This is a genomic window from Planctobacterium sp. R6 (genome assembly GCF_055755215.1).
Genome location: NZ_JBVTQY010000002.1, coordinates 182,229 through 197,679, shown reverse-complemented (window position 1 = coordinate 197,679; position 15,451 = coordinate 182,229). Strand labels below are relative to the sequence as shown.

Genomic DNA, 15,451 nt, shown 5'->3' with positions numbered 1-15,451 from the left:
CTTAGCCCCCCACCGCGATACCTTCTCTTCTGGGATCGGCACCACCGATTAATTTGCCATCCTTAATCTGAACGCCATGCAAACCACTATTCAGATCAATGATTTTTAATTTGCTGTGGCCTTTTGCTTTGAGCGTTTCTGCCAACGGTTCCAGATCAGTGCCTTTTTCTATCGCTGTATAATCATTGCGATTAGTGAATTTAGGTAAATTAATAGCCTGCTGTACATCCATTTCCCAATCCAGTACCGCAATCAAAGTTTGCGCCACATAATTAATAATACGGCTACCACCTGGTGATCCGATAGCTAACACCAACTGATCGTTTTCATCAAATACCATAGTGGGCGACATTGAACTTCTGGGACGCTTTCCTGGCTCAACCCGGTTTAATACCCGGTAAGCCCCTTTCGAAGGCTCAAAATTAAAATCGGTTAATTGGTTGTTGAGCAAAAATCCTTCGACCATTAACCCGGAGCCAAAGGCAAACTCGATACTGGTGGTCATCGAAACAGCATTGCCTTTCTTATCTACGATAGAAATATGACTGGTATTGGGTAGTTCATAGGCATTACCCATTTTCAAAAATGCCTCAGAATAAGCCGTTCCGGCACGGGCATATCGAATGTTTTTATCCGGAGAAATTTGCTCTGCCCGGCGTTTTAAATAACTCTGATTAATCAGAGCAGCAAAGGGTAACCGGCTAAACGCAGTATCGGCGATATACATGTTGCGGTCAGCAAAGGCCAGCTTTGAGGCCTGAGTAAAGAGGTGAATGGCTTCGGCACTATTAGGCTGAAATTGTTCCATTTTGAAACCCTCCAACATTTTGAGGATTTGCAATACGCTGATACCACCTGATGCAGGCGGTGCCATACCACAGACTTTATACTTTTTATAATGACCGCAAATGGCATCACGCTTTAAAGCCTTGTAGTTGCCGATATCTTCTTTAGTAAGCAGGCCGGGACGTATAGAGGCGGTTTGTACCGTTTTGGCAATGCGTTCTGCCAATTCCCCCTGATAAAAATAGTCAGCCCCTTCCAAAGCGATGCCGTGTAGCGTACGCGCCAGTTTTTTGTTGGTTCGCTTGTAGCCTGATTTAATCGCAGAGCCGCCTGGATAGAAGTAAAGTTTGGTATTGGTAAATGCCTGTAATCCGGGATGTAAATTCAGGCCCACCAGTTTTTCCAGCCGCGGTGTAACAGTAAACCCCTCTTCCGCGATTGCCGCAGCATCTAAAAACAACCGTTGCCATTCCAGTACACCAAATTCTTTATGGGCCGTCTCCAGTGCTTTCAGAACCCCGGGTACCCCTACAGAACTGCCACCGACAACGGCTTCTTTCCAGGGGATAGGTTTGTTGTCTCGCATAAACATGATGGGGCTTACTGCTGCGGGTGCCGTTTCTCGTCCATCAAAGGTGTGTAATTGTTTATTTTCGTTGTCCCAGTACAGAATAAATGCACCACCACCCAAGCCTGACGATTGCGGTTCTACCAGAGTCAGCATTGCCTGTATGGCTATCGCGGCATCAATGGCACTGCCACCTTCGTTGATGATCTTTTTCCCCACCCAGGAAGCATAAGGATGTGCCGCTACCACCATGTAATTATCAGCAACAACGGCGGACTTTGCTTTGAATCCTGTCGCCGCTTCAGGCTCCCCGTCTTCTCTTACTTTTTTCGTCTGGGCCAATGCGCTGCTGGTGAAAACAAACAAAAAACAGAGTGCGAAGATACGTTTTAACAATTTTCAAATTCCTTGGTTTGGCGTGAGAAGTAAAAACACAGATAAAATCGAGCTGGCGCTAACAATACTTTTTCGGATCTGGCTTGCGCTTTTCCAGGAAGGCACTAAACGCTTCTTTTGCCGCTTCCGACTTCAGTTGTTCAACAAAAACCTCAATTTCTTTGTCGATGTGCAAGTTTACGCTATCTGAAGCAGATTTCATTAAGGCTTTAGTATGCCTGAGTGCGGCATAAGGTTTTACAGCTAACTGGCTGACCACTTTTTGGCAATGAGCGGCTAATTGCTCCGGTTCCAGTACATCATTTACCAGCCCAAATTCCCTGGCCTGCTCGGCGCCAAACGATTCACCTAACAGCAACCATTCACTGGCTTTACGATGACCCGCCAGCTGTGGCAATAACAAACTGGATGCATATTCAGGCACTAATGCCAGATTAATAAATGGCAGGGAAAACACACAGCTGGTATCACAGTATACTAAATCACAATGCAATAACATGGTGGTCCCTATCCCCACAGCCATCCCCGATACCTGGGCCACCACAGGCATGGGAAACTGCATCAGGGCCTGCATAAATTCCAGCGTTGATTGCAGTTCAGCTTTGCTTTCAACCTTAGCGAACTGTGCCAGGTCATTTCCTGCGGTAAAATGCTCTCCCGCACCTTTTATCAGTACCGACTTAATTGCCGGATTTTGCTGTTGTTTTTTGAGTTCGTCGGCTAACTCTTTATACATGTCAGCGCTAAGGGCATTGCGTTTTTCCGGGCGGTTTAAGGTTAAGGTCAAACACTTTTCATTTATTTCTTTCAAAATCAGCGACATAGCAAATATTAATTCTGTTGTTTTTGTGGCATATTCATTTCAACATAAACGTTGCATAGCAGCGATGCAATCCCAAACTGAGTTTTTTCAGCATAATGTCATTAATAAAGTCATTGTTACCCAATCATCTACCAATTAAAACCATTCACTGGTTAGTATTGGCGTGCTGCGGCGTACTGGCAGTTTGCTTATATGGTTTTGACGGGGTGCTTCACGCACGCCTGAATTATGATCTGAATGCCATAAAAGATGGCGCCTGGTGGCGTTTGTTCAGTGCCCATTTTTTACACACCAATCTGTATCACTTGCTGTTGAATCTCGCCGGGTTACTGTTGTTGTGGGCATTGCACGGCGAATATTACCAGTACACAAACAGTCTGAGCTTACTGTTTCTCTGTACGCTTGGAACAGCTGCAGGTTTGTTTGGGTTTTCCGATCTCAGTCATTATGTCGGGCTGTCAGGCATGCTGCATGGGTTGTTTGCCTGGGGCGTTGTACAGGATATTAAACGCGGCTATACGACCGGATGGTTGCTATTGGCGGGTTTGCTGATAAAGCTGTTGCAGGAGCAAATATATGGTGGCAGTGTTGCCACTGCGTCGCTGATTCAGGCTAATGTTGCCGTTGATGCCCATCTCTATGGGGCGCTATCAGGCTTTCTTGCCGCCATTGTAATACCAGCGTACAAACAACAAAAAACAAAAGACACTCAGGTGTCCGAAGACACCTGAGTAAGTTCGCTAGCGTTATTTTACGTGGGTTTCCATTAACTTATAGATCCGACGATATTCATCCAGCCATGAGCTTGGCTCTTTAAAGCCATGAGGCTCTACGGGGTAAATTGCGGTTTCAAAATTCTCTTTTTCCAGCTCAATTAAGCGCTGCACCAGTCGTACCACATCCACGAAGAACACATTGTTATCCACCATAGGCGCATTGATTAGCAACGGCTTTTTAAGGCCCTCTGCAAAGTATATCGGTGAACTGCGCTCAAATGCGATGGGATCAACCTCCGGTGTGTTTAAGATATTTGAGGTGTATGGCGTGTTGTAATGAGCCCAGTCTGTAACCGGACGCAAAGCTGCACCAGCCTGAAACAAATCGGGTTGTGTAAACAACGCCATAAAGGTCATAAACCCACCGTAAGAACCACCATAAGTGCCAACCCGGTCACGATCGACTCTGGCGTTTGCTACCAGCCAGTCGACACCATCTTGTAAATCCTGAATCTCCGGTGTCCCCATTTGTCGATAAATAGCAGTACGCCAGTCTCTGCCATAGCCTTTAGATGCCCGGTAATCCATGTCCATTACAATATACCCTTGTTGGACAAGGAAACTGTGGAACATAAATTCACGGAAGTAGCCCGACCAACCAAGATGAGAGTTTTGCAGATATCCGGCACCGTGGTTAAAGATAACCGCCGGATACTGTTGCTCAGATGACAACTGACTGGGCATATACACTCTTGAATAAATGGGTCTGTCGCTGTGATCAGATTGCACCGGAACAATTTGAGGTGCGACCCAATCAAAACTCAGAAATTCTTCACTGACAGTATGTGTCAGGCGTTTAACCTCTGCATTAGGCTGAGCAGGCAGCACATATAATTCCGGTGGCAAGGTTAATTTGGAGTGTTGAATAACCAGACGTGACTCATCCGGGCTTAGTTGATAGTAAGTCTCCCCATTTAAATCGGTTATTGCTGCTATTTCCCCTGAACTGAGATTAACCCGATAGATTTCGTAAATGCCAGGGTGTTTTTTATTGGCCTGAAAATAAATATATTCATCGTTTCGGGTCAACGTAAGCTCATCGACTTCATAAGCGCCAGGTGTCAGATTGGTTGCCGATCCCTGTAGCGGTTTGACGTACAGATTGGCAAACCCGGTTTCTTCTGACAGATAAAACAAGGTATCGCTGTTGTTTAACCAACCGAAGCTGTTGAACTTATAATTAACCCAGGCTTCATCGTGCAGGCGATGTTGCTGCCTGAATTGTTGTTCTTCCCAATCTACTGTCGCTATCCAACGGTCTTTATTGTCCCAGGCTTCTAACATGACCGCCACCTGAGAACCTGTTTCATTCCATTGAATCGCACTTTGATTCCAGTACCAATCCTGCATTAAACTGATGGCTCTTGGCACGGCTTCGGACTCGTATTCTTCGCCATCTCGCTGTGCATTTTCTGCTTTAACTTCGGCCAGAACATCCTCATCAAAACCTGCCAACGTTTCAAAGCTCAGCAGATGCTTTTCCTGAGTCGTTAGATCCAGAAGCCAGATTTCATGCTCAACCGGCTCAGCATCAGCCACCCGCGCTCTGACACTTTCCGCTTTAATGCGACCGTTTTCTTTGATGTAGTTTGGCATAATGTCGGTATCAGAGCGTGTCTCCACATCTTCTCTGGTCACCAGAATCGCTTTGCTCAGGTCGGGGGAAACACTGACTTCAACAAGCTCTGTGGCACTGTCAAAATAGAAGACATTATTATTGTAAACCGGGTTTTCTGCTTTTAATTGTTGTTTATAGTCAAATTGCTGCTGACGTTTTTCTCGTTGAGAGGCCACGTAACTGATCAACTTAATTTGTTCTTCAGCAATGTAATCTTCCGGTTCTTCCAGGGCTTCAGGTGCATCGTCAAAATGCCAGGCTAAGAGTTGTGAAATACCACCTTGTTTCAGATCCACCTGATAAACCGAACCCGCGTCGGCATAAATCAAATTGCCCTGACGAGTGAATTTTGGGTTGTAAGGCTGTCCCATCTGCCTTGTATGCTGTTTAACCTCACCGCTTTGCAAGTTTTTACTGAAAACGCTATTTTCGTAGACCCAGGCTAATGTGGTTCCGTCGGGAGACAAAACCGCATCATCCGGTGCCAGGTGCTGTTCCGCTAACCCAACCAGTTCACCATTGCCACTGTCAGGCTGACCGCTGTCCAGTCGCCACAACTCATCCACTACTGAACCTTCTCGTTTGCGGTAATAAAATACTGATTGTGAGTCATCCGCCCAGTAATAGTGACCGGGTTGACGTCCCAGCCAATCGGGATCTGACATGATTTTTTCCAGGGTAATACCTTTAGGCGTAGCCTGATTTGCCAGTTGCGCAATAACCGGCGGGACATCTACCGGTTGCATTGCCATTGCAGAGGATGTTGCAGTACTTTGCGCGGTAGCTGCGCAGGCGGTCAGCATGACCAGCCCGGCACTTAACAGAGAGACCTTAATTTTCCGGGGAACCATATTTTTTCCATCGTTATTTTTGTTTCTGGACAATAAATCATTAAAGCGTCATTGTGTAGAGGTTGCAAACACGGCCAGGACAATAGTTAATAGCGATTGATCCTTCGCTGTGTCATTTTAGTAACAGCTACAATCCCAATGTTGAAGAGTAAATTATGAAAAGAATCCTTCTGTTAGCAATACTTTCCTTGTGTTCCATTCCTGCGTCATGGGCATCTGAATGCCCTTCTGAACTCAAGCATCTGAAACGCAAATTAAACAGCCAGGAAACTGTAAATTTATGTAACGAATATGGTGGCAAAGCCGTTTTGATTGTCAACACCGCCAGTTATTGTGGTTTTACCCCACAGTTTGAAGGATTAGAAGCACTGTACAGCCAATATAAAGACAAGGGTTTTGTGGTACTGGGATTTCCCAGCCATGACTTTAACCAGGAAGACAAAGACGAGGCGAAAACAGCGGAGTTATGTGAACTGACTTACGGCGTAAAATTCCCGATGTTTGAGCCACTGCATGTTAAAGGCGACGATGCGGACCCGCTTTACCGTCAGTTGTCTAAAGCCACGGGCACTGAACCGAAATGGAATTTTTATAAATATCTGATCACCAGTACCGGTGAAAAAATAACAAGTTATTCGTCGTATACGAAACCCACAGATAGCGACTTTATTGCGGATATAGAAAGCGCTTTGCCCCGGTAACCTTTTAATACTAATCTCCCAGCCCGGATACGGCATAAAAAAAGCCCCGTTAAATTAACGGGGCAATAAGCACACTCAACTTGGAACACACTTTAGCTAACAGACTTGTTATCGGGGAGATAACAATGTCAGCTTTGCTAACTGCAATAGTTTAGGCAGCGGTTTTATTGATTAGTTCAATAATTTTTTCATTTGCCTGTTCAAACGCACTGTTGGCGGTTTCAGCCCCCATTGCCAAGCCTTCAGCATAAACAAACTCTACGTCCGTGATCCCCACGAAGGCAAAAAAGTCATTTAAATAGGTGGTCTGTGAGTCTTTAGCAGTCCCCGCGTACATGCCACCTCTTGCCGCCATCACATAAACTTTTTTATTTTCCAGCAAACCCTGCGGACCATTTTCAGTGTAGCGAAAAGTGATCCCGGCCCGCGCAATGCGGTCAATCCAGGCTTTCAATGTAGATGGAACACCAAAGTTATACATAGGTACGCCAAGCACAATCACATCAGCCTGTTGCACCTGATAAACAAAATCATCAGACAAACTCGCCAGCGCTTTTTGCACATCACTGCGCTCTTCCGGGGCCGTCATCCAGGATTGCATTTCCTCTGCACTGAGATGGCCTATATTGCGCTTACTCAAATCCAGTGTTTCAATCTCAACCTGTTGTTCATCACCGAGCTGACGTAAAAAGTCCTGAACTAACTTATTAGAGTTACCTTGCTCACCATTAATACTGCTGTTTACTACTAAGACATTTTTCATTGTTTGCTCTCACTGAAAGAATTAAACCAGTGACAACTATGATAATTATATTTTTTCGATTTTAAATCGCATAAATTCGGCACTTAAATCCTATTTTTTAGAACTATAAGTAAATTAGCCTATTTTAACCTTTTAAACCTGGCTGAATAGCCGTGAAAACAACGGCCATGTTCATAAAAACCTGACTACGGGGTTAACAATTAGCCAGTGAATTCTCACTTTTTAACCGAATTGTTTACTTCGCCAGCAGTTAATAAATTTGTCATAAAAAGGGGTTGACCTACCCTATCCAGATCAGCATAATACGCGCCACTCGACAAGCAGTCGGGTAAACGGCTAAGTAGCTCAGCTGGTTAGAGCACATCACTCATAATGATGGGGTCGCAGGTTCGAGTCCCGCCTTAGCCACCAACTTTTTTAGCGGAAGTGGTGAAATTGGTAGACACGCTGGATTTAGGTTCCAGTGCTTCACGGCGTGAGAGTTCGAGTCTCTCCTTCCGCACCATAGATTGTTGGGGTATAGCCAAGCGGTAAGGCAGCGGGTTTTGATCCCGCCATTCGTTGGTTCAAATCCAGCTACCCCAGCCACCTTTTTTATTCACAAAGCCGTTTGCTTGTGAATATTGGGGTATAGCCAAGCGGTAAGGCAGCGGGTTTTGATCCCGCCATTCGTTGGTTCAAATCCAGCTACCCCAGCCATACAAAAACGCCAGACCATTGTCTGGCGTTTTTTATGCCCGCATTTCTGCAGAATAACGATTTCATCTGGACTTATGACGCTACAATAGTCAGTATTGTTGCCAAAAAAACTATAAGGTCTTTATATTTTGGTCAACGACATCGTTTCCGCCATTAACGGCGTACTCTGGGGCAATACGATATCCTTGCCAGGCATTGGCGGCGTTCCCATCCTTATTCCCATGTTAGTGTTTGCGGGTTTCTGGTTTTCAGCAAAATTAGGCTTTTTGCAATTCCGTCATTTTGGTCACATGTTCTCTGTTATGAAGGGCAGCACAAAAGGCGGTGAAAACGGCATTTCATCTTTTCAGGCGTTGTGTACCAGCCTGTCCGCGCGGGTAGGCACCGGTAATCTGGCCGGGGTCGCTGTTGCCATTTCTCTGGGCGGTGCTGGCTCTGTATTTTGGATGTGGATGATTGCGCTGTTGGGCATGGCCACCGGTTTTGCTGAAAGTGTATTGGGACAGCTTTACAAAGTAAAAGATGACAACGGTGAATTCCGTGGTGGTCCCGCCTATTATATCCAGCAGGGGCTGAACAAACGCTGGTTAGCCATTGCTTTTTCGCTGTGTTTGTTTCTGGGTTATGGTTTTATTTTCAGTGCCGTTCAGGCCAATACCATAACCGATGCACTGAATAATGCTTACGGTATTCCGACCTTCTATAGTGGCCTGGTGATCATATTGGTTGCCGGTGCCATCGTGGTGGGAGGGCTGAAACGCATCGCTTCGTTTGCCGAATACATTGTGCCTTTCATGGCCATTAGTTATGTGGTTATTGCCCTTACTATTACCTTACTCAATATTCAACAAGTCCCGGCGGTACTTTGGGATATTATCAGTTCCGCTTTTGGTTTGCAGGAAGCCGGTGCCGGTGCATTAGGCGCGGCCATTAAAAATGGTATTCAACGCGGTTTATATTCTAACGAAGCCGGCTCAGGTAGTGTGCCTCATGCCGCAGCTGGCGCCACGCCGAATCCCAATCACCCGGTGTCGCAGGGATATGTGCAAATGCTGGGCGTTTTTATCGATACTATGGTGCTGTGTACCTGCACTGCAGTCATTATATTGCTGGCCGGTGGCTCGCAAAGTGATCAGATGGAAGGTATCCGTCTTACTCAGTCTGCAATGGAAACACACCTAGGGGGAATGGGAGCAGATTTTGTCGCAGCCGCCATCAGTTTGTTTGCATTTACCTCAGTAGTTGCCAATTACGCCTACGGCGAGAGTAACCTGCACATGTTCAAACTGGATCACAAAGTTGGTCGTACAGTTTATACCACAGGTTATCTGGCCATGATTTTATGGGGTTCCAGTGCGGCATTACCTGAAGTATGGGCGATGGCCGATATGGCGCTGGGTATGATGACAGTAATCAACATTACCGCCATCATCATGTTAACCCCCACGATTGTAGCAATCAGCCAACATTATTTCGCCAGGCGGGATGCCGGTGAAAAACCAGAGTACAAGAATGGCGATTGCGAAATTCAGGGCGAAACGGAAAAAGGGATCTGGTGATCAATCAGGTTTAACAGATATTAGGCATGAGGCAGGCTACCCTGCCTCAGAAAAATGCCATCCGAATTAACTGCAACACCAGCATGATACCCACCAATGGCCAGATCCAGCGGGTGATCTTTTGTAATTCTTCAGGGCTGTGACGCTTGCCATGTTTTTCCACCAGCGGCACCACTACAAATAATGCCAGAAACAACAAGCCCAAAATGATAAAAACTGTCACTATTTCACTCCCAACGCTCTTTTGAGCGCGTATTTTTTCAAAGGGCCGCTTCGTTGTGCCAAAAACAACCCGGTATTACGCATTAACTTTAATATTGGATTGGGATTACAAAAAGCAATATTAAACCCATCCATTGCCGTCATCATGACACTGTTTTCCCTGCGCCGTGTTGTTTCATATTGCTGCAACTGCACTGAGATGTCGGCATTCAAATTAATTTCCAGTAGCGCTGCGACATCCTGAAATCCCAGGTTAACCCCCTGACCAGCCAGCGGATTAATACTGTGAGCAGCGTCTCCACACAAGACCACCCGTCCTTTGAAATAGTGATTAGCGTGATTACGGCGGATTGGAAAACTGCCAACATTAAGTATCTCAAAATCACTGTGCAACGCCGGGAACTCTTGCAAGATTCGATTTTTTAGCTGAGGCTTGTCGGTCTGGGCCAGCACTTGTACCTTATCAGCCGGGAGATACCACACCAGTGCCGCATAATGATCGAAAAGTGGCAGGTAGGCCATGGGACCATCGGTACTAAACTGTTGAAAGGTATGCTGCAAACTGGGGGAGCGGGTTTTGATATTGAGGGCAAATACCTGTTGTTGGTATTGCCAACCGGTTTCGCCTACCTGCAGATCTCTTCTGACAGCAGAGTTACCGCCATCAGCACCAACCACCAGGGTTCCTGTACATACCGCTGAGTCCAGTTGACATTGCCCCGCCTCAGCATCCAGTATTCGCCCGGATGAAAACCAGCTTATTTGTGATTCAAAGCTGCTCAGGCCCTGATGGATTGCCAATTGTAAATGTCGGTTTTCTAATAAATAACCCAGATGACTGAACCCTAAATCAGAGGCTGAAAAATGGGTTTCACAACCCGGCGTTTCCCAGACTGACAGTTTGCTATAGGGTTGCAATCGCCCGGCCCGCAAATGCGACCAGGCGCCTAATTCTGTGAGCAACTGTTCAGAGCCCAGACTGATAGCAGAAACCCGAATTTCAGGTTCTTCTTTCAATGCTGACCAGACAGGTTTATCTGGTTCAACAATAGCGACCTTTAAACCGCGACGAACAAACCCCAGAGCCGCAGACGCACCGACCATGCCACCGCCAAAAACTATCAGATCAAACTGCTTTTCACCCATATTTTAAATCCATTTTTGTTCGGTTATCGCAACGGTTTGGCTGGTTTGATGGCTGCCGGTATGCTGAGTAGACTTTGGTTCCAGCATCATAAAATGGGTTTCCACATCGGCTTCTGGACAATGCTGCATTCCTTTAGGTACAACAAACATTTCGCCTGGAAGCAGGCTGATAATCTGTGGTTCAGCATTTTCGGGTTGTAAATGTAGCTTCAACTCACCTTTAAAAACAATAAACAGTTCGTCTTCCTGTTCATGAGCGTGCCAAACCAGACGCCCCTGCCCTTTAGCGACTTTGATGAGCTGCTGGTTGGCCTCTCCTAACACTTTGGGTGACCAAAGATCATCAAACAGGGAAAACTTCTCAGCAATGTTAATTTTTTTCAGGGACATACGAATTTCGATGACAGATAAAGAGGCCCTACTATAGCAAAGCGCAGTAATTCTTGTGCAAATTTAACGGCATTTCGATTAGTTATCTGCGCCTATAGCGAAGCTGAGTTGCGCCTTAGCAATAAAGAAATCCCCCCTGGCCGCCAGTAAATCACTACGGGTACTGGTGAGCAGATCCTGCGCATCCAGGACATCATTTGCTGTACTTAGCTGCTCTTTGTATCGAATCCCCGTCACCCGGAAGTTTTCTTCTGCCTGACTAACAGCCTTTTGCAATACAGTAATGTTTTGTCGCGCTTCCTGCACGGCCAGCCAGGCATTGTGAGTTTCCTGTTGCACCAACTCTTTAGTACGCATGTAGTTTTTGCGGGCGATTTGAACATCATGCAACGCATTACGGTTTTGATTGCGGGTGGAAAAGTTGTCCCACAGGGTCCAGTTCATATTGATGCTGAGTTGAGTGTCGCGGGCTGCGCCAGCAAAATCAAACTGATCTGACAAGTTACTTTGCGTCACTCTGGCCGTTAGTTTCGGCCAATATCCCGAGGCCACACTGTTTTTATTGCGCCTGGCAATATGAACTGCCAAATCTAACTGTTTCAGGTCGGGGCGACTGCGTATCGCTATTTGTAAGCTAGCACCTAATTCCGGCATAAACGCAATATCAGGGTCCGACGATTCCGGTTCAATTTCTACCAGTATGTTTTGGTTTAACAGGATATTTAAGTTAGTCATTGTGCGCCGGGCCGTGTTTGCGGCCACCAATACGCTTTGCTCCCCCCGTGCTACGCGAACATCCGCCTGCAGCAAGTCGTTGCGCCAAATCTTGCCGTTGGCATACAGGTGCTGAGCATTTTCCCGGTGTTGCTGTAACCGCGTCAGGGAGGCTTTTGCTTCCTGAGCCAACGCCTTATTAGTGATAAGTTGGAACCATAGCTGTTTTACAGTAAAAACCAGTTGCTGTTTTTGCCGCACATACCCCAATTCGGCATTCAGTGTCCTTAACTGACTAATTTTCCAGGCCTGCCAGACGGCCGGGTCGTATAACACCTGATTGAGTTCCAGGCGGGCAGAATAATCGATTGGCAGTGTGTCGTTCTGATTGTCAAACAACGCCTCATTTCTGGCGGCACTTAAACTCAGTTCGGGAAACAGTTGACCATAGGCTGTGCTTTCATCGTTTTGAGCTTTTTGTAACTGCTCCAGCGCAATCTGATAATCGAGGTTTTGTTTGAAGGCTTTCTCTAATATCACCTCCAGCGTTTCCGCATTGGCAATACCAACTGTTAAGCCCAACAGCAGGACACTATTTTTAACGCCCTTTAAAACCACGCTTTTAGCTCCACATAACGTCCAGAGATCAACATAGTTTCCGTGGTATGAATATCCCACACCACTCTTCTGAGGCCACTGGAGGGCTGCAAAAGTGGAAAGAGACGTTTCACGGTGGCTTTACCTATCACCTGCCCTTTAAACAACACTTCTGTCGAGTCTCCCTCTTGTAACAGTTCGGTATATTCGGGCGGCACATCCAGAGACATTGTTAATTGCAGCAACGAGGCGAATTCAATAATTGGATCCCCAGGCTGCGCCCATTCACCTGCCGATATTTTACTATTGGCTACCACACCGTCGTAGGGGGCCAGCAAAACTGCCTGTTGCACCGCCAGTTCCGCCAATTCCAGTTTGGACCGATTTACCGCGACTTTCGCATCGGCGGTTCGCACAGAAAACTCGGCTTCCGTTAATGCGATATCCGACAGAATGTCCTCATTCACCAGGCGGCGGCTTTTTTCCAAAGCATGCTGTGCGGCGGCCAGTTCCGCCTCGGCAGAATGAAACATTGCGCGGGCCTGACTTAACTCCGCCTTGAGTTTGATGTCGTTAATTTGCGCCAGTATTGCCCCGGCTTCAACATAACTGCCATCAGGCGCAATCCAGGTTACCTGCCCCTGTTGCGCTACGGATAATTTCGCCTGTTGCGCTGGCACAACCACCCCGCGCAAATGCACAGATGCCAGATTTTCCGCCCACGCTGACAGTGCAGTGAACAACCCAATAAATATAAAAACACGCCTGATTACAGCCATAAATCCGCCCTAAAAAATTTCCTGATTTTAAACATGAAGTGTTGCCAAAGGGGCAGGTTTTCACCATAAATTTTTGCTTCGCCGCTAACACCGACCGGCAAATAATCCTCAGATTGCCAATCGGTGATCCGCATTCTGACCAGTACTTTTTGCTCCACCCCTGCGGATTTTGCCAGTGCTGAAATCACCTGAACTTCGGCGTTAAACACGCGACTCAGTTGCGCATTCAGACGTACTTTCGCCTTGTGTCCCGGTGACAGATAGGAGACATCCCGCTGATCGACTATCGCGTCGAAATAGCGGCTGTTTTCTGACAGCAGCTTCAGTACTTCTTGTTGTTCAGTAAAATACCGGCCCTGCAATAACTCCGGAGACAGACCTTCAACCTGCCATTGCCCCTGTGGAATTGCGATAGTCAGATCACGCAGCTTTTGGTCAACAGATTGCAGCTTTTCCGTAATAAGGGTAAGTTCAATTGCCAATCGCGCCTGTGTTGAGGATTCATTTTCCAGCATTGCTGCGACTTTTTGCCCCTCTAATTCTGCGCGACGCGCTACCAGATCTTGTTTTTGAATTAACAGTTCTGGTGAGGTCATCACCAGCAAGGGTTCACCCACAGCCTGGGTTAACTGGCGCTGCTCGGTATAATTTATCTGCTCTACCAGGGCATTGGCCGGACTGTATACAATATGAGTGGGCGCCTCTACGATGCCCTCCGAATACAGGGTTAAACGCGGCTGCCACCACACACTTATCACAACAAAGACGAACATGAACAGCAGTGTTCTTACTTTGCTTTTTTTGTCTTGCCATACATAGTGTTTACACCACTGCACCAGTGTCATCATCCAGTTTCCTGTGATGGATTTTAAGAGTCGAAAGACCAGATAAAGAAATCCCAGTATGGCAATGAAGCCAAACTGAGCATACACAAACTGATAACCCAACCAACCAATAAATGACAACATCAGCGTCATGTAAAACACCACTGACGTGCCATAAATCCAATAAACGCGCTTTTCTCTTGGTGTTGGATTAAAGGGTTTTTCTTCATCGCTCCTGAATAGTTTAGTTTTCAGATTCCATGAAAACCAGGCCAATGCATTCTGTCGCAAATTTTGCATTTCCAGCCAATCGGTCAGAATGTAGTAACCGTCAAATTTCAGCAATGGATTGAGATTGATCAGTAGTGAGCTGGCGGTGCCTATCGTCATCAGCACAAAAGCGATGTACCCAACCGGATTATAGATATCCACCAGCAACCAGATAAGGGTGGCGGTCGCGGCTAACAGTAGCTCGACCCATACACCGGCCAGGGCCACCTGGATTTTGTGGGTTTTATTTTCAAACAGCCAGGCGTCATTGACATTGCAGTATAAGCAGGGCTGAAAACACAGTAATAAGAATCCCATCTCATGCACATCTCCGCCGTAATACTTGCAGGTGAGGCCATGGCCGCATTCGTGCAATGCAATCGCACACAAGGCGATAATCCAGATGTAAAACACGCCACTGATCTGGGTTTGCAGGTAAACCTGGGTAAAGTCCTGCGCGAATCGCTCTGCATTAAACAGGATAACCAACATCGCCAGAACAATGAATCCGGCCTGAAATTGCAAAGCTCTGGGGGACCACATAAAGCGAATTGAATCTATGATGCTGTCAAACCACTTGTTGGGATTAACTAGCTGAAAACGCATCATCAAAATACTGCCTTTAGCCTGCAACAATGATTTTTTGCGCTCATCCCTGATACGCTCTAATAAGGCGACGTTTTCTTCCTGTTTGCTGCGTTTCAGGATTTGATAATCCTTACAGGCGTGATACACCGACTCAGCCGTTTCCGTATCGTATTCGTAGCGTTGTGACTCGCGATTGAAGCGCTCCACTATGGCCGTCAAATCATGTACCCCGTCAAATAACCTGATAAGCTCCATTTGAGGTATGCTGAATCGGTAGTACTCCTGTTTATCAGGTTCTTTAACCACAAAACTCACATCGCCCTGCTGCACAAAGCGTCGCACTTTGACTTCATCTCGCAATGGTGCGGGGATCACGCTCAA

Annotated in this window: 13 protein-coding genes and 4 tRNA genes; 7 read left to right on the top strand and 10 right to left on the bottom strand. The window is 46.6% G+C overall.

Going from position 1 to position 15,451, the window contains the following annotated elements; translation table 11 throughout:
• Position 1 precedes the first annotated feature (1 nt).
• Positions 2-1,750, bottom strand: coding sequence for a gamma-glutamyltransferase (ggt, locus tag AC0J20_RS02680; RefSeq protein ID WP_473020503.1), 1,749 nt, complete (start codon positions 1,748-1,750; stop codon positions 2-4).
• Between the two features lie 58 nt (positions 1,751-1,808).
• Positions 1,809-2,573, bottom strand: a complete 765-nt coding sequence (locus AC0J20_RS02675; protein WP_473020502.1) for an enoyl-CoA hydratase — start codon at positions 2,571-2,573, stop codon at positions 1,809-1,811.
• A gap of 95 nt (positions 2,574-2,668) precedes the next feature.
• On the opposite strand from AC0J20_RS02675, the gene rrtA reads away from it, so the two are divergent.
• Positions 2,669-3,304 carry a rhombosortase gene (gene rrtA / locus AC0J20_RS02670; protein ID WP_473020501.1) on the top strand — a complete coding sequence of 212 codons (636 nt, stop codon included), beginning with the start codon at positions 2,669-2,671 and terminating at the stop codon, positions 3,302-3,304.
• Positions 3,305-3,319: 15 nt separating this feature from the next.
• Here the strand turns inward: rrtA and AC0J20_RS02665 are convergent, their stop codons facing one another.
• Positions 3,320-5,818 (bottom strand): S9 family peptidase, encoded by a 2,499-nt coding sequence (locus AC0J20_RS02665; RefSeq protein WP_473020500.1) that lies wholly within the window; start codon positions 5,816-5,818, stop codon positions 3,320-3,322.
• 155 nt (positions 5,819-5,973) lie between these two features.
• Between AC0J20_RS02665 and AC0J20_RS02660 the strand changes: the two genes are divergently transcribed.
• The gene (locus AC0J20_RS02660; protein WP_229527688.1) at positions 5,974-6,519 is read left to right on the top strand and encodes a glutathione peroxidase; all 546 of its coding nucleotides are present in this window, start codon (positions 5,974-5,976) and stop codon (positions 6,517-6,519) included.
• Between the two features lie 151 nt (positions 6,520-6,670).
• Here the strand turns inward: AC0J20_RS02660 and AC0J20_RS02655 are convergent, their stop codons facing one another.
• Positions 6,671-7,282, bottom strand: a complete 612-nt coding sequence (locus AC0J20_RS02655; RefSeq protein WP_473020499.1) for an FMN-dependent NADH-azoreductase — start codon at positions 7,280-7,282, stop codon at positions 6,671-6,673.
• A gap of 334 nt (positions 7,283-7,616) precedes the next feature.
• Here AC0J20_RS02655 and AC0J20_RS02650 point away from each other — a divergent pair.
• The 5 genes from AC0J20_RS02650 to AC0J20_RS02630 all read left to right on the top strand — a co-directional run bounded on the left by AC0J20_RS02650 (position 7,617) and on the right by AC0J20_RS02630 (position 9,540).
• Positions 7,617-7,693 (top strand) — tRNA-Met (locus AC0J20_RS02650).
• A 9-nt stretch (positions 7,694-7,702) separates the two neighbouring features.
• Positions 7,703-7,787: transfer RNA gene (locus AC0J20_RS02645), tRNA-Leu, on the top strand.
• An 8-nt stretch (positions 7,788-7,795) separates the two neighbouring features.
• Positions 7,796-7,870: transfer RNA gene (locus AC0J20_RS02640), tRNA-Gln, on the top strand.
• Positions 7,871-7,906: 36 nt separating this feature from the next.
• Positions 7,907-7,981, top strand: a tRNA-Gln gene (locus AC0J20_RS02635).
• A 128-nt stretch (positions 7,982-8,109) separates the two neighbouring features.
• Positions 8,110-9,540 (top strand): alanine/glycine:cation symporter family protein, encoded by a 1,431-nt coding sequence (locus AC0J20_RS02630; RefSeq protein WP_473020498.1) that lies wholly within the window; start codon positions 8,110-8,112, stop codon positions 9,538-9,540.
• Positions 9,541-9,586: 46 nt separating this feature from the next.
• On the opposite strand, the gene AC0J20_RS02625 is transcribed toward AC0J20_RS02630, so the two are convergent.
• From AC0J20_RS02625 to AC0J20_RS02600, 6 genes are all read right to left on the bottom strand, one after another.
• A complete protein-coding gene (locus AC0J20_RS02625; protein ID WP_229527691.1) occupies positions 9,587-9,763 on the bottom strand; it encodes a hypothetical protein in 177 nt (58 codons plus the stop codon).
• Positions 9,763-10,908, bottom strand: coding sequence for an FAD-dependent monooxygenase (locus AC0J20_RS02620; protein WP_473020497.1), 1,146 nt, complete (start codon positions 10,906-10,908; stop codon positions 9,763-9,765). The genes AC0J20_RS02625 and AC0J20_RS02620 overlap by 1 nt, the downstream gene beginning before the upstream one ends.
• 3 nt (positions 10,909-10,911) lie before the next feature.
• Positions 10,912-11,298 carry a cupin domain-containing protein gene (locus tag AC0J20_RS02615; RefSeq protein ID WP_473020496.1) on the bottom strand — a complete coding sequence of 129 codons (387 nt, stop codon included), beginning with the start codon at positions 11,296-11,298 and terminating at the stop codon, positions 10,912-10,914.
• A 78-nt stretch (positions 11,299-11,376) separates the two neighbouring features.
• The gene (locus AC0J20_RS02610; protein ID WP_473020495.1) at positions 11,377-12,630 is read right to left on the bottom strand and encodes a TolC family protein; all 1,254 of its coding nucleotides are present in this window, start codon (positions 12,628-12,630) and stop codon (positions 11,377-11,379) included.
• Positions 12,621-13,388, bottom strand: a complete 768-nt coding sequence (locus tag AC0J20_RS02605) for an efflux RND transporter periplasmic adaptor subunit (protein ID WP_473020494.1) — start codon at positions 13,386-13,388, stop codon at positions 12,621-12,623. Before AC0J20_RS02605 ends, AC0J20_RS02610 begins: the two co-directional genes overlap by 10 nt.
• Positions 13,379-15,451 (bottom strand): M50 family metallopeptidase, encoded by a 2,073-nt coding sequence (locus tag AC0J20_RS02600; RefSeq protein ID WP_229527696.1) that lies wholly within the window; start codon positions 15,449-15,451, stop codon positions 13,379-13,381. Before AC0J20_RS02600 ends, AC0J20_RS02605 begins: the two co-directional genes overlap by 10 nt.

What these genes read in the sequence shown, in the direction of transcription:
- AC0J20_RS02675 (WP_473020502.1), bottom strand. Translation starts at nt 2,573, where the DNA reads ATGTCGCTGATTTTGAAAGAAATAAATGAAAAGTGTTTGACCTTAACC.
- rrtA (WP_473020501.1), top strand. Translation starts at nt 2,669, where the DNA reads ATGTCATTAATAAAGTCATTGTTACCCAATCATCTACCAATTAAAACC.
- AC0J20_RS02665 (WP_473020500.1), bottom strand. Translation starts at nt 5,818, where the DNA reads ATGGTTCCCCGGAAAATTAAGGTCTCTCTGTTAAGTGCCGGGCTGGTC.
- AC0J20_RS02660 (WP_229527688.1), top strand. Translation starts at nt 5,974, where the DNA reads ATGAAAAGAATCCTTCTGTTAGCAATACTTTCCTTGTGTTCCATTCCT.
- AC0J20_RS02655 (WP_473020499.1), bottom strand. Translation starts at nt 7,282, where the DNA reads ATGAAAAATGTCTTAGTAGTAAACAGCAGTATTAATGGTGAGCAAGGT.
- AC0J20_RS02620 (WP_473020497.1), bottom strand. Translation starts at nt 10,908, where the DNA reads ATGGGTGAAAAGCAGTTTGATCTGATAGTTTTTGGCGGTGGCATGGTC.
- AC0J20_RS02615 (WP_473020496.1), bottom strand. Translation starts at nt 11,298, where the DNA reads ATGTCCCTGAAAAAAATTAACATTGCTGAGAAGTTTTCCCTGTTTGAT.
- AC0J20_RS02605 (WP_473020494.1), bottom strand. Translation starts at nt 13,388, where the DNA reads ATGGCTGTAATCAGGCGTGTTTTTATATTTATTGGGTTGTTCACTGCA.